We start from the raw sequence: 13,686 nt of genomic DNA, 5'->3' as shown, positions 1-13,686 counted from the left end.
GAAGCACAGCAAAACCCCAAAATGTACATGAGGCATGTATTGCCGGGTCAATCATATCCTGGCGGTTTGCTCTCCCTCTTGCGGGTTGTCCAATAGTGCATCAATCCTGGCCCTGGCTACGCAACAAGCGCGTGAGTGGTCTACGAGACCGGTCGATTTAATGAATGCCTGCTGGGAGTGCTTGATTTGCCGCTCCCATGTTGTATCGCCGCGCTTTCGAGTGGATGACGTTCGAAGGCGCTAACCTCATCAACACAGGAGATATAAAAATGCGAACAAGCAGGAGGACTATTTTATTCAGCACCGTGGTGGCAGCAGCTATCCAGGTGTTGATACCCGCAACAGCCCAGGCAGCAAGTGAGTTCAAGAATGTTGCCACGCTGCGTTGTTTGGACAGCAATTCGTCCGGCTCTGTCTACACGCTGGGATGCAACGGTGGCAACTATCAACGTTGGAATCTTGCATCCAACTCCTATGGCATCGAAATGAAGAATGTGGCGACTAATCGGTGCCTGGACAGCAACACATCGGGTAATGCTTACACATTGGGATGTAATGGCGGTAACTACCAGCGGTGGCGCCATACATACGTCAGCAATGGTGGCGGTTCGTGGCGTATCACGAATGTTTCGACGCTGAGATGTTTGGACAGCAATGCAAACGGTGGTGTTTATACGCTGGGATGCAATGGCGGTAATTTCCAACACTGGTATAAGCGCGTGCTGTAAGAACCTATTCAAGATCTGTCGCGAGCAGCTGTCAGCAGGGTGCAGAGCAGCACATGTGCCCTGATCACAGCTGCACAGCAAGATATTGAAAAGGTTCTAAGCCCTTCCCGCCCCTTGGGTACCCTGTTTCTGTGCCTGATCGGGCGGGTTTATTGAAAGTGTTACCAGATGAAAAGATCAGTTTCGCAGGCGATGGGGTACGGCTATATGCCATGCATTAACGTGTGCGATCGGGGGAAATAATTCAATGCGTACTTATTCGATGCCCTATGTCGCAGGTTTCGCTGCGCTTGCTGCGAGCGTTGGTTTTGGCACGGCCTGGGCAATCAAAGATGTGACACCTGTTCCAACGTTTATGGAAAGCAAGGCGGTACCGCCGTTTCTGCCAGAAGCACCTATGGCGCAACCTTTTACACAGCGTATACAACATGCAATGGTACGCGCTACGCGTGGGGCGCCAACCTCTTTTGACGACGCGCTCAATCGTGCCTTGGCGGCCCATCGTGATGACCCGGACCCCGAAGCCTGGCACATGCTGATGCAGACATTGCAGACTGATGCCACGGCACGTACGCAGGTGATGCGTCGCTTCCTGCAAGAACAGGACGCTGGCATCCGTGACAGATTGCAAACGCTCTTGAATGGAAATGCGGCCCCAGATGTGCAGGCGTTCGCCGTACGTCTCGCCAGCGGTAATGATGTGGCGCAGCGCCGTGAAGGTTTCGGCCTCATGGCATCGCTTCCCCGTACCGCAGAAAGCTATCGTCTGGTCGCACATGCATTGGAACAGGAGCAGGACCCGACTGTACTGTCGGGTGCGCTGCTCAACCTGATGCAGCCTGGCGTGATCGAACCGGCGGAGACTCGCGCCATGGTTGAACGCGTACGCAATCTTACCCAACACCCGGATCCGAACATACGTGCGACGAGTCTTTTAGCGCTTGTGCAATGGAACAAATCTGGCGAAACCCTGGAGCCCAGTGTCAGCCAGGGGTTGACCGATAGTGCGCCACAGGTCCGTCAGGCTGCGCTCGATATGATCATCAGCGGCAATATCCGTTCGGAAGGGTTCAAGACGCAGTTGTTCGATATCCTGCGCAATGTGAACGAGGACCCTTCAATACGCTCGGGCTCTTTGTATGCGCTGGGCTACTTTACGTTGAACAGCGCCGAATATGCGTCCTATGAGCAATTGCGGCCAGAAATCGAGCGGCTGGCGCAGGAGCAGAGGTTGGCAGACAAGACGGCGATGTTGCCCAACTAAACATGGAAGGTGGCAAAGAACCTGTTCAAAGTCTTGCGAGCTAAGGTGAGACAAGGCGAAAACAGCCGAGGAAGCGCAGTTTACGCGTGGTAAATGAGCATTCCGCGGGTGTTCTCAGCGCCGTATCGCTGACGCGCAGCAGACATTGAACAGGTTCTAATACCAAACCCACTGCTGCCACGTGACCGGCCTACTTTCCGTAGGAAACAACCCCACACCGTTGTTATTGGTCGCCGATAAAGCGGAGCGAGGGTAGGCGGTGTTGATCAGCTTACCGGCTTCGTAGCGCCATTCAGCAACGGCTGGTGGAATGTCTGTGCCACATTGCTGTGAGGTATGAACACTGGCGCGGCCTACATCTTTACCGGTAAAGAGGTCCTTCAGGGAGAGACAATGCGATGTCGCTGCGCTGGTTAGACGGCCATTGGCTTCCTGTCGCCACAACTGCAAGGGTTGACTCGCATCACAAGGGGCGAGCCCTACCGACATCGCTTCATCCCATGCTGAAACCTTGTGGGCTTCATCAATCGCCACGGGGTCATTCTGCTGTATGTTGCTGGTCAGCCGTTTTGCTTGCAGGCAGAACTTTTGTTCACTACCCGCAGGTTGCCATAACGACACCAATTGGCGGAAAGAGCGTGCCACACAGGCCGGCTTGACGACGCTGACGCGGAAGATTGCCACACCGGCTTTACCATCCGAAGTACGGAAATGGAAAAAGATCCGATTGGGTCTTTTCTCTGTCGTTGCGTTGTACGCGGTATTTGCGCCAGATAGTGCTTGAACCTGGATCGTGTAAGTATTGTCAGCCTTACGGACAGCGTTTGCCGTGATCAGCGGGTTTTCGCTTTCAACTCGCGGGGCATCGGTGAGTAGCACATCGGATAACACCTTCAGCTCAACTTCACCGGTGGTGTTCTCCGCCAGGACCAATTCGTATTTGCTCATTACCACGTGCAACTTGTTGTCGGTGGGAGCCGGACCTGTATTCTTGGGGGCTCCTCCATACAGCACTTCAAGCCCGGCAATATCGCCTGTAGAAAGGGTATTGCGCGGGAACGCACGCATGGGGCTGGCAGGATTGCGCAAACCTATGCCTTGCTCGGCTTCGTAATGCATTACGGAGTCCAGATCGTAAGGGCCGATATTCAGGCTAGCCTCTGAGTCGTTTCCAAGGTTCTGGGCAAGGCTGGAACTGACAGGGTCGCAAGTATCCTTGAATGGACTGTCCTCAACTTCGCGGGTAACGGTTACGTATTGGTCGCGGTCCGGGCGTTGATGCTCATGGCCAAAGCCCACGGCATGCATCAATTCATGCAAGACCGTATCCATGGACTGACAAGATGGAGTGAGAGTGATCTCCTGAGGGCCGCCTGCTTTACCTATGAATGAATGGCACATCGGTTCGCCGTAGTAGCCGGGTGGGTATTCGGCTTGCGCATCAGAAGGCCCGTCGAACACATAGAGATAGTCCGACTCATTGGTTCGCTCTACAAACCGTATCGCACTGTTCTCGGCAATATGTCTGGCTGCATCTAGGAACAGGCTACGGACTTTGGGTGATGCATTGGTCAATACATAAGGAATGGTGCGGTTGGGCCACCGATTGATCGTGGGCGATGTCACGGCACGCTTACCGCGCTTCAATGGGGTTCCGACTGCTTCGTTGCCGAATTGGGTACCGACACTTTGTAATGGTGCTTCGATGGCCTGAGCTGTGCCTGCCATCAACAGAGACAGAGAAACGTTAAGGGGTGTTACAACTTTTCGATAAAACGGGGACATTACTTATCCTATTTCGATAAAGAACAGCTTTTAACGTGCGTTGAGATGTCGCACGGGACACCTGGGTGAGCAGACCCCTGGCGTCATGCCCAGTTCCCTACATCGGCTGCCATATGAACATGGCTCTCGGTCTGCGGTTGGAAGTGACGCGCTAGTGTTTTCTGTACAACCGTTCGGTTTGGGGAATCAGGTCGAATTGATCGAGGTAAGGGGAGAACTGGATGCTCTCCTTGCTGCCCAGGCCGAGGAAACCTCGGTGGACCAGCGAGTCGTGAAACAAGCCAATGGCGCGTGCCTGCAGGTGATGATCGAAATAAATCAGCACATTGCGGCAGGAAACCAGCTGGGTTTCCACAAACACAGCATCGGTTGCCAGACTATGGTCGGAGAACACACAGTGCTGGCGTAAAGTCGGGTCAATAATCGCAGCGCCATAGGCGGCTAAGTAGTAATCGGAAAAAGCAGCTTTGCCACCGGCTTGCTGATAATTGCTGGTGTACCGAGCCAGATGTTTTATAGGGATTATGCCTTCTTCGGCGCGGGTGAGATTGCGTGGGTTGATATCGGTGGCGTAGATTTGGCTGCGTTCCAGCAGGCCTTCTTCATGCAGCAGAATCGCCAAGGAGTAGGCTTCTTCTCCGGTACTGCAACCAGCCACCCAGATGCGGATCCTGGGGTAGGTGGCGAGTATAGGCAGCACATCGCTACGCAGGCGCTGGAAGTAGACCGGATCGCGAAACATATCGCTGACCGGCACAGTGAGGTATTGCAGTAGGTCCTGAAAGCTGGCCGGGTTGTCGATCACCTGTTGATGTAGGCTGGCCATGCTGCGGTGATTCAAGCGGTTGATGGCGTGGGAAATACGCCGTTTCAGCGACGGTCGGGCGTAGTGTCGAAAGTCATATTGGTAGCGCATGAATATATCTTCCAGCAGGGCTGCCAGTTCCGGTTCGGTGTCGCTTGTCCTCTGCATTCCACCTCGCTTCAAGCGCGCATGGCTTGGGGAGACCAGACCCGGATCAACGAAAGCAGCTTGTCCAGTTGTATTGGCTTGGACAGGTAATCATTGGCACCAGCAGCCAAGCATTTGTCGTGGTCATCCTGCATCGCCCGTGCGGTGAGGGCCACGATGGGCAACGAAGCACAGTCGGGACGCTGGCGGATTTGCCGCATGGCTTCGTAACCATCCATGACAGGCATCATGATGTCCATCAGGACCAAGGAGATGTCATCCTCGTTGTCCAGTTTCTCCAAGGCTTCGACACCGTTGCGGGCAATAACGACCTGGGCATCCAACTCTTCCAAGGCGCTGCTCAACGCAAAGACGTTGCGGACATCATCATCCACCAACAGAAGCTTGCGTCCACCCAAGTCTTGTTCATCCTGACGCACTTGCTGCAAGAGCTGCTGGCGTTCGGGCGCCAATTTATTCTCCACCTGGTGCAAAAAGAGCGCGACTTCATCGAGCAATCGTTCCGGAGAGCGGGAACCCTTGATGACAATGGCGCGTGCGTACTGGCGTAGTTCGGCCTCTTGTGCGGCGGATAGATCCTGCGCGGTATAGACGATGACGGGTAGGAAAGAGCAGATATCTTCAGCGGCCATACGCTTGAGCAATTCGTGGCCCGCCATATCTGGCAAGCTCAGGTCCACGATCATGCAATCGAACAGGGTATCGCGCAGCAGTACCAGGGCTTCTTCTGCCAGCGCAGCTGTCTGGACCTCAACCGACTTGTCCTCGATCAACCTTCGGATACTGTCCGCCTGCAAGGGGTCATCTTCCACAACCAGCACGTGCTGGATGGTTTGTGATATGCGGCTTTCCAGGCGGCTGAATACACCGCGCAGGGTTTCAGCGTCGGCAGGTTTGCGAATATGCCCGATAGCACCGAGCTGCAAGGCAGCCTGGCTGCTGTCTGTACCGGAAATGACATGCACGGGGATATGCCGGGTGGCAGGGTCCTGCTTGATCTGTTCCAGCAGAATCAAACCGGAATGGTCGGGCAGTTTGACATCGAGCAAAATGGCTTGTGGCAGGTGGGCTTTGGCCAGCATGAAGCCATCATCTGCCGTATCGGCCAGCAGGCAAAGAAAGTCACGCTCGTGTGCAAGCTCGTAGAGGCTGCGGGCAAAATGAGGGTTGTCTTCCACGATCAATATCCGTCGGCGATCAGGCTTAAGTTCTGTACGGTCATCCTCGGGGCATCGGTGTGGTTGAACTGTTGGAGTACTGACCGCCTCAGGAACTGGCATGGGTGTTGTTGCTGACGAGGGTAGAGTTGGCCTGGGCGGGGTGACATTGTTGGTCTGTGCGCCAAGCGGAACGAGCGGTAAGGTCAGGGTAAAGGTACTGCCGACACCGAGTTGGCTGCGTAAGCCGATATTGCCACCGAGCATATGGGCAAGATCGCGCGAGATGGATAGGCCGAGACCGGTACCGCCATAGCGGCGCGTTGTCCCGGTATCTGCCTGCTGGAAGGCTTCGAAGATGGTCTGCTGGTGTTCCGAGGCAATGCCGATGCCATCATCACTGACAGAAAAGGCCAGCAAACCGTCCTCTGTCATGGCCACTTGCAGTTGTACGCTACCCTCCTCAGTAAATTTCAAGGCATTGGCCAGCAGGTTTTTCAGTATCTGCATCAGCCGGATTGGGTCGCTAAGAATGGTGGCAGGTGTGTTGGGAGCCCGCTGGAGGTTGAGTGTGAGCTGTCTGTCGGCAGCGATCGGTTGGAACAGCTGCTTGAGATCATCCAGCAGTTGAGCCAATGATACATTTGACCATTGAATTTCGAGCTTGCCGGCTTCTACCTTCGATAGATCAAGTATGTCGTTGATCAAGTGCAACAGGTCGTTGCCGGAGGTATAGATTGATTCGGCAAACTGGATTTGTTCAGGTGTCAGATTGCCCTTACGGTTTTCTGCCAGCAGCTTGGCCAGAATCAGCGTGCTGTTCAGCGGCGTGCGCAGCTCATGCGACATATTGGCCAGGAATTCGCTTTTATATCGGCTGGCGCGCTGAATTTCTTCTGCTCTTACCTCCAAGTGCATATGTGCTTTTTTGAGGGCTTCATTACGTTCATTCAGGGCTACTGCCTGCTCTTCCAACAAGTGGTTGCTATGCTCCAGCGCCTGTTGCTGAGTCCGAAGCTTGGACTGCGATTCAAGCAATGTGTTGGATTGCTCCTCCAATTCCTCATTAGAGGCACGTAACTCCTCCTGCTGTGTCTGCAGTTCTTCGTTAAGCCTTTGGGTTTCCAGCAGTGCCTCCTGCAATCGCAGGCGATATTGCAGAGTTTCGACGGCTTTGCCGATTTTAAAGGTGATTTGGTTAGCAAATTCCACAACCTGTTCAGGTAGTTCACTAAGAAATCCCAACTCAATGATTGCATTTACCCGTCTGCCATCGCTGGTAGGAATAATCAGCAGTTGACGTGGAGTGCTGCTGCCTAAAATAGAGCAGACAGGGAAATAGTCAGTCGGTAACTGATGTAACAACATAACTTGATTGATTGCAGCAGCTTGCCCAGCCAAGGTTTCGTGTAATTTAAAATCACTGAGCGGTCGTACTTTAGCTGGTGGATGAGCGTAATGGCTGATAGGGCGGAAACTTATACCATCGTCACTGATGTAGATGGCACCGACCGATGCGTTGAGATATGTGACAAGATTATTGAGTAACTTCTCACATAGCTCCGCAATCGATAGGCTTCCCATTAATATCGTAGCTAGGCGTGTTTTACCGGTTTCTAGCCAGGCTTCGCCAGCCAGTTTGGCGTTTTGGCTTTTCAGTTGTTCCAAGGTTGTGCCATAGACATGCGATAGCTTCAGCATTTGCCGCCTGCCAACCAGTGCAAGCACGATACCGGAAATGATGCCAATCGCCATGGTGACCGATATCAACCAGAAGATTGTCGTATTAGCGGTTTGGTTACGACTCGCACGCTGATTTTCCTCCAGCGCCCGCAGATTCCTGAGTGTCTGGCGCATCTCATCGACCATCTCCTTGCCTTGCCCATTTCGATCCAATAGTGCGACGGCGGCGAGACCATTCTCCTGTCGGCGCAGTTCGATGAGCTGCTGGGCATATTTCTGCCAATGACGGTAGATGATACGTAAATGTGCCAAGCGGGTTTGGTAGTCCAGATTGTCTGCACTGGAGGTCATCAACTCTTCCAATGCATGGGGAAAGTCGGCGTTCGAAGATCGGTAGGCTTCCAGAAAGGTCTCCAGCCCGGTCAGGCCGAAGCTGCGTAGGCCGGTATCCCCATCTACCAACAGCTTACCAACCTTGGTTATCCGGGCAATCACGTCATCCGACTGTTTGATTGAGGTGTTGATTGATTGCAAGTAGAGCACCAGCCCGACGAATACCACTGACGAGATAAGGGCTAGGACAAGGGGAATACTGATGTGGCGTACCAGCGAGCGCCGGAATGCATCCTGGGTCAGGTCGTAGGACAGTGTATCTTCCATGTTCCCCCCTCTACTCATCCCATCCTGCAGTTTCGCTACAGGGTTGGATCAGATTCTGAGTGTCCAGGCGGAATCATCTGCTTGTGACCCCTGCCTCTTCAGTTATATCTCATCAGAAGGCAAGGACGAAGCTATCCGCCGATTCAACGAAGGTATTGGATCGACGGCCAGACTTACGTTTTCAAGATTTGGGATGGAATTACAAAGTGGCTGGCGCTCAGAGTTAAATACAGTTCACTCCCAAAACCCTAGATGAAGAGTATTTAAGTGAAGTCAATTGATCTTGGTCTATGAGTTTCTATTCTTATTCCGGCAGGAAGGTTGTCCGTTTGACGCCATTTGGCGTGTGACCCCCAATGAATAGGAAATGTAAATGACAAGAGTCATCGATGATGTGAATACAGCCGCCGCCGCTGTGCTGGATCAGGCTACTGCAGCGGCAAATCAGACCACGTTTGCAGTGGGCGGTGTGATGGTCAACAACATGACCGGAGAGGTCATCTCCGCCATTCACAATAATGTGATCACCCCGCTGAGTAATAACGTTTCGTTTACTTTTGATCCAACCGCACATGGCGAACGCCAATTGGTGTACTGGTATTACGCCAATAAAGATGCACTGAAATTGCCCGAACCCAATCAAATCACGGTGGTGACTTCACTTGACCCCTGTGCGATGTGCACCGGTGCATTACTGACAGCAGGGTTTAACGTTGGTGTAGTGGCGATTGACACCTATGCGGGCATTAACTGTGCACAGAATTTCCAGTTTGCTACTTTGCCGCCTAATTTGCGTACCCAGGCACAAAAGAACTTTGGTTATTACGCTTCAGGACCAGCAAATTCAAAGCCGCTGACCCGACCTTATGTGGGCGGTGCTTCAGTTGCATTCAAAAATGGCGTGGTTACGCCTGCAAACCTTAGAGACTGCGGAACAGTATTTACCGAAAGTGTGGATACAGTCCGTAACACCAGCAATTCCACAGGATTACCGCCAAGCCAGATGAGCGACCCAGCCAAGTTGCCGTCTAATTCCCCGATTCTTCAAGCCTACCGTGAAATTTACAATAAAGCGTTTACGATCAAAGTCGACAATCCACGCTTGCCGGATGCGCAGATATTGGCTGAACTGAAAGCTGTGCTGGCCAGTGCGCCAAATGCACGTAATGCGGTGGCATTTATCGATCCCTTTGGCAATCTGGTTTTGTGCATGGCTGATGCATTCAATACCAGCCCTGTACATGCAGCATTCATGAATGTAACCCAGGGCTACGCAAAAACGCGTTGGGAACTAATGAACAAATATGTGCAGGCGCCAACGACTGAGAACCCGGCGCTGTATCTGACTCACCCCAAATACGGCACGTTTGTTTATCTTTATGCGCCTGATCCCGATGACTCTATCACCATCATGAGTTTGGGGGCATATGGCTCAACGATGGAGGGAGCAATTCCCAATATGTTCCCGAGTAATCTGCAGTTTTATTACCCACCCCGCAATGGCGCCCAGTTTTCTGAATTGGTACCCGTGGTGAATGAGCTGCCACCGTTTTATACCCAGAACGTGAATATATCGTTGATGCAGGTACCGGGCGTGACTCAGGCTCCGGCCAAGTAACAGCCTGACCTCGAAGTGCCAGCAACCGTTGCGTCATGCAGCGGTTGCTGGGAGTGAGGGGCAGTGTACCCTGGTGTTTCTTATGATGACTGATTCGACTGTGCAGTGAGATCTCGAGCCGGTTTAATCCGCTTCTAGAGGGGGATCGCCAGCCAGTAATCCAGCGCAATACCGGCAAAGACGGCGACACCGATCCAATTGTTATGAAGAAAGGCGCGGAAGCATTTTTCGCGGTCGCCACCTTTTATCCGGGGGTATTGCAGGCCAGCCAGAAGCGCTGCAATCAAAAGCCCGAGATACCACAGCATTCCACGCTGTAGCTGCCAGCCAATGGCTACCATGCCTGCAAGAAAAAGGGCATGGCATACCATTACCGCTTCGGCATCGAATCGCCTGAAGGTGATGGCGCTGGTCTTGATGCCTATCTTCAAGTCATCGGGTTTATCCACCATGGCGTATTCCGTGTCATAAGCGACAACCCAGAAAAGATTGGCCAGTACCAGATACCACGCTACGGCGGGGACGGACTCCTGAACTGCGGCGAAAGCCATGGGAATACCGAAGCTGAAGGCGACGCCCAGGTAGGCTTGTGGAATGGGCAGGAAGCGTTTGGTAAATGGGTAGCTGGCGGCGATCAGCACGGCAGGGATGGACAGCAGCATGGTCAACCGATTCAAGGGCAGCAGCAGGATGAATGCCATCAAGGCCAGTGCGCCCGCCAGTATCAATGCTTCCTTGGTTGAGACAGCACCTGTAGCCATCGGCCGGTCTTTGGTGCGTTCAACATGCCGGTCGAAATCGCTATCCGCGTAGTCGTTGATGACGCAGCCGGCTGACCGCATCAGCACGGTGCCTAGTACAAAAATCCAGGCAATCACCCAGTTTGGCCGCCCAGCGCTGGCTATCCATAAGCCCCATAGCGTAGGCCAGAGCAGCAGTAATATGCCGATAGGTTTATCCAGCCGCATTAACTTCTCGTAATGGTTCAAGCGGGCGGTGAGGGCTTGCGGCGTCATGAAGTGTGTTCCCTTAAGGCCGGTTTACTTATCCAGCTGTACGTAGGATTGGCTGTGACATGAAGCGTACCCTGGTAGGGTACGTAAGGCTTTCGAATAGTAGCTGTGCTTGGTATTGCCTGCGCGGTTTCAGATATGAACCTGGCGCTTTGAACCTAATTAAAATCCGTTGTGTATCAGCGATTCGGTATCAAAAGCGCTCTCGGCATGTTCATCTATGCCTTGTAATTCGACTTCCTCAGCCGTTCTCGCCTTGTCTGGTTCTGGCTCGTGAGACTTTGAACCGGTTCTCAAGGCTGGTAAGAAGACTTCGGTGATCAGAATGCGGGCATCACCAAGTTCAAAGCGGGACCGGCGTGCCCATAGGGTAAGGGGCAGATGGCCTATGGCGTTTTGGCTGGCATGGTACAGCGCATGGTGACGGTCAATACTGCGGAAGGCCAGCGGGCTGCGATGTATCTGCGGGTTGGCGAACAAGGTGGCGCCAAGGGGTTTGACTCCTTGCCGGCGTAAGCTGTGATACCCATGGAACAAGGACTGCCGTGGCATGACGGAATGGGCGAATACCAGTGGCGTTTCGCCGCTCATCAACAGCACTTCCCGCACCATGGCCATTTCATGGCGTGCTAAGCCCAGTGCATCGAGTTCGTCGCGATGCGGCAGCGCCCAATGCTGACGCAGGAGCCGTACGTGAAAGTCCGGGTAGTGGGCAATCAACCGGGCGGTAAGCGAACCCGGGTGTTTCAACCAATGCTGTAACTCACGCGGGGCGAGGCTGGCAGGTTGAACCCAGCGATGGCTGGAGATAGACGGCATTGCAGAATGGATGGCGGGAAAGGGTCCAATTATGCCAGAGGCGGACTTTGAACTGGTTCTAACAAGAATTGATATGAACAAAACACGGGTAACTGCCGATAGCAGCTAAATACAGGCCCAGACGATAATGCTTGCCCCTGACATGGTTAGGGGATACTGAGGTGCTTCATTTGTCTGTCCCATCTTTTCCTGATTACCGAACCGAACTTTGGCATGGTGCCCGTGATTCCTTGCCCATGTTATTGGGTGCTGCACCCTTTGGCTTGATTTTCGGCACACTGGCAGCCAGCAGTGGTCTATCGGTACCGGCTACCATGGCGATGTCGCTGTTTGTTTACGCCGGCTCGTCACAATTTATTGCTGTCAGTCTGTTGGCCGGTGGTGCTGGATTGGCGGTTATTATCCTTACCACGTTTGTGGTCAATCTTCGCCATGCGCTTTATTCCGCCACCTTTTTGCCCTACGTGGCCGGGCTGGCCCAGCGTTGGCGCATTCCGCTGGCTTTCTGGCTGACGGACGAGACCTTTGCTGTGGTCCAGCACCGCTACAGCGAAGAAGATGCATCTCCCAATAAGCATTGGTATTACCTTGGGTCGTGCCTAGCCATGTACAGCAACTGGTGTATCTGGAGCTTGGCAGGTGCACTGTTGGGCCACTCTGTACCGGGGCTTGATCAGCTTGGTTTGGAGTTTGCCATGGCTGCCACATTTACCGGCATTGTGGTGCCGATATTGAAGAATCGCCCCATGGTAGCTGCGGCATTGGCTGCGGCAGTGGTAGCGCTGGCTGCACGTGATCTGCCCTATAAACTTGGCCTCATGCTGGCGGCACTGGCAGGTGTGTTGGTAGGGCTCTGGCTGGAAAGCAGGGAGAAGACAAAATGAGCCGTGATGAGCTGTTGTTGATCATAGGCATGGGCGTTGTCACCTTCCTGATCCGCTATTCCTTTTTCGCCCTGGGTGACAAGGTGCATTTCCCGCCCATGGTGAAACGTGCACTACGTTATGTGCCGGTGGCGGTGCTGACGGCGATTACCGTGCCTATGGTGCTGTTGCCCGATGGCCAGCATTGGCAATTGGATTGGCGCAATGCATGGCTACTGGGCGCGTTGGTGAGCGGCCTTATCGCTTGGCGTTACCAACATCTGCTGGCGGCCATTGGCGGTGGCATGGCGGTGTTTTTTATCGCCCGTTACCTGTTGAACTGACGGCTCTTAGTCGGCAGTTAGAACCCGCCCCGTAGGTCATCTTTTCGTAGCTGATTATAAATTAGACCAGCACACTGTGGGACTAAACACCTAGCTCGCGAGACTTTGAATAGGTTCTTACGGTCAGGCCTGTTTTAGCGGAATTTCCGCAAAATCGTCAGTACGAGCCAATTCAGCGAAGATGGCTTGCAGGTTTGGTGGGGGAACCATCAATTTACGGGCGCGTAGGTCAAACCATGCCCCACTGATTTCGTGGCGGGCGGCCAGCCGGCCGTCTTCCTTCAGCATTTCATGCCGGATGGTGAAACGGCTGCCGTCTGTGGCCAAAGCGGCAGCCCGTACTTCCACCAATACCCGCTCGCTCATTTTCAGTTCTTTGAAGTACTCCGTGCTTTCCTTGAAGATCACAGGGCCAAAGCCGTTTTGCTGGAATTGCTCGAAGCCAAAGCCCGCGGCACGCAGCCATTCGATCCGTGCATGAGTGCAGAAGTCGGCATAGGCGCTGTGGCGGACATGCTGGTTGGCATCGCAATCGACCCAGCGTACTTCAATGGTTTGGCGAAAGACGGACATAGCGAATGACTCCTATCGAGAATGGTGCATGCTAGGCCATATCCCGTAATTCAAGCAAACGCTCGTTTCTTTAGAGTCGCTAAGAACCTGTTCAAAGTCTTTTCATCTAGCCCCAAACCGGCGATGCTTGCCCAATGAGAACCGCTTACCCCAGCGACGTCAGTCGCGAACAATTTGAAACCATTCGCCCACTGCTGGAAAGTGCC

At 53.5% G+C, this 13,686-nt stretch carries 11 protein-coding genes; 5 read left to right on the top strand and 6 right to left on the bottom strand.

Annotation, left to right across the window (positions count from 1 at the left end; all coding sequences use genetic code 11):
• The first annotated feature begins 269 nt into the window (after window positions 1–269).
• Both ACUHMQ_RS13015 and ACUHMQ_RS13010 read left to right on the top strand, forming a co-directional pair.
• Window positions 270–728 (top strand): RICIN domain-containing protein, encoded by a 459-nt coding sequence (locus ACUHMQ_RS13015; protein WP_445295895.1) that lies wholly within the window; start codon window positions 270–272, stop codon window positions 726–728.
• 247 nt (window positions 729–975) lie between these two features.
• Window positions 976–1,992 carry a hypothetical protein gene (locus ACUHMQ_RS13010; protein ID WP_445295894.1) on the top strand — a complete coding sequence of 339 codons (1,017 nt, stop codon included), beginning with the start codon at window positions 976–978 and terminating at the stop codon, window positions 1,990–1,992.
• A 156-nt stretch (window positions 1,993–2,148) separates the two neighbouring features.
• On the opposite strand, the gene ACUHMQ_RS13005 is transcribed toward ACUHMQ_RS13010, so the two are convergent.
• The 3 genes from ACUHMQ_RS13005 to ACUHMQ_RS12995 all read right to left on the bottom strand — a co-directional run bounded on the left by ACUHMQ_RS13005 (window position 2,149) and on the right by ACUHMQ_RS12995 (window position 8,250).
• On the bottom strand, window positions 2,149–3,777 hold the full coding sequence (locus ACUHMQ_RS13005) for a M12 family metallopeptidase (protein ID WP_445295893.1): 1,629 nt from the start codon (window positions 3,775–3,777) through the stop codon (window positions 2,149–2,151).
• Window positions 3,778–3,928: 151 nt separating this feature from the next.
• Window positions 3,929–4,750, bottom strand: coding sequence for a CheR family methyltransferase (locus tag ACUHMQ_RS13000; protein ID WP_445295892.1), 822 nt, complete (start codon window positions 4,748–4,750; stop codon window positions 3,929–3,931).
• Window positions 4,751–4,761: 11 nt separating this feature from the next.
• Window positions 4,762–8,250 (bottom strand): response regulator, encoded by a 3,489-nt coding sequence (locus ACUHMQ_RS12995; protein WP_445295891.1) that lies wholly within the window; start codon window positions 8,248–8,250, stop codon window positions 4,762–4,764.
• A 373-nt stretch (window positions 8,251–8,623) separates the two neighbouring features.
• On the opposite strand from ACUHMQ_RS12995, the gene ACUHMQ_RS12990 reads away from it, so the two are divergent.
• Entirely contained in the window at window positions 8,624–9,868 is a 1,245-nt protein-coding gene (locus ACUHMQ_RS12990; protein ID WP_445295890.1) for a nucleoside deaminase, read from the top strand.
• Between the two features lie 134 nt (window positions 9,869–10,002).
• Here the strand turns inward: ACUHMQ_RS12990 and ubiA are convergent, their stop codons facing one another.
• Together ubiA and ACUHMQ_RS12980 are read right to left on the bottom strand one after the other, a co-directional pair.
• Entirely contained in the window at window positions 10,003–10,884 is an 882-nt protein-coding gene (gene ubiA / locus ACUHMQ_RS12985; protein ID WP_445295889.1) for a 4-hydroxybenzoate octaprenyltransferase, read from the bottom strand.
• Window positions 10,885–11,043: 159 nt separating this feature from the next.
• The gene (locus ACUHMQ_RS12980) at window positions 11,044–11,700 is read right to left on the bottom strand and encodes a chorismate--pyruvate lyase family protein (RefSeq protein ID WP_445295888.1); all 657 of its coding nucleotides are present in this window, start codon (window positions 11,698–11,700) and stop codon (window positions 11,044–11,046) included.
• 170 nt (window positions 11,701–11,870) lie between these two features.
• Between ACUHMQ_RS12980 and ACUHMQ_RS12975 the strand changes: the two genes are divergently transcribed.
• Entirely contained in the window at window positions 11,871–12,584 is a 714-nt protein-coding gene (locus tag ACUHMQ_RS12975) for an AzlC family ABC transporter permease (protein ID WP_445295887.1), read from the top strand.
• Complete coding sequence (locus ACUHMQ_RS12970; RefSeq protein WP_445295886.1) at window positions 12,581–12,907, top strand: branched-chain amino acid transport AzlD family protein; 327 nt, start codon at window positions 12,581–12,583, stop codon at window positions 12,905–12,907. The genes ACUHMQ_RS12975 and ACUHMQ_RS12970 overlap by 4 nt, the downstream gene beginning before the upstream one ends.
• Before the next feature lie 123 nt (window positions 12,908–13,030).
• On the opposite strand, the gene ACUHMQ_RS12965 is transcribed toward ACUHMQ_RS12970, so the two are convergent.
• The gene (locus ACUHMQ_RS12965; protein ID WP_445295885.1) at window positions 13,031–13,480 is read right to left on the bottom strand and encodes an acyl-CoA thioesterase; all 450 of its coding nucleotides are present in this window, start codon (window positions 13,478–13,480) and stop codon (window positions 13,031–13,033) included.
• Window positions 13,481–13,686: the final 206 nt, after the last annotated feature.

This window comes from Chitinimonas violaceus (genome assembly GCF_052601015.1).
The sequence above is the reverse complement of the archived record's forward strand: the minus strand, read 5'-3'. Positions and strand labels throughout refer to the sequence as shown.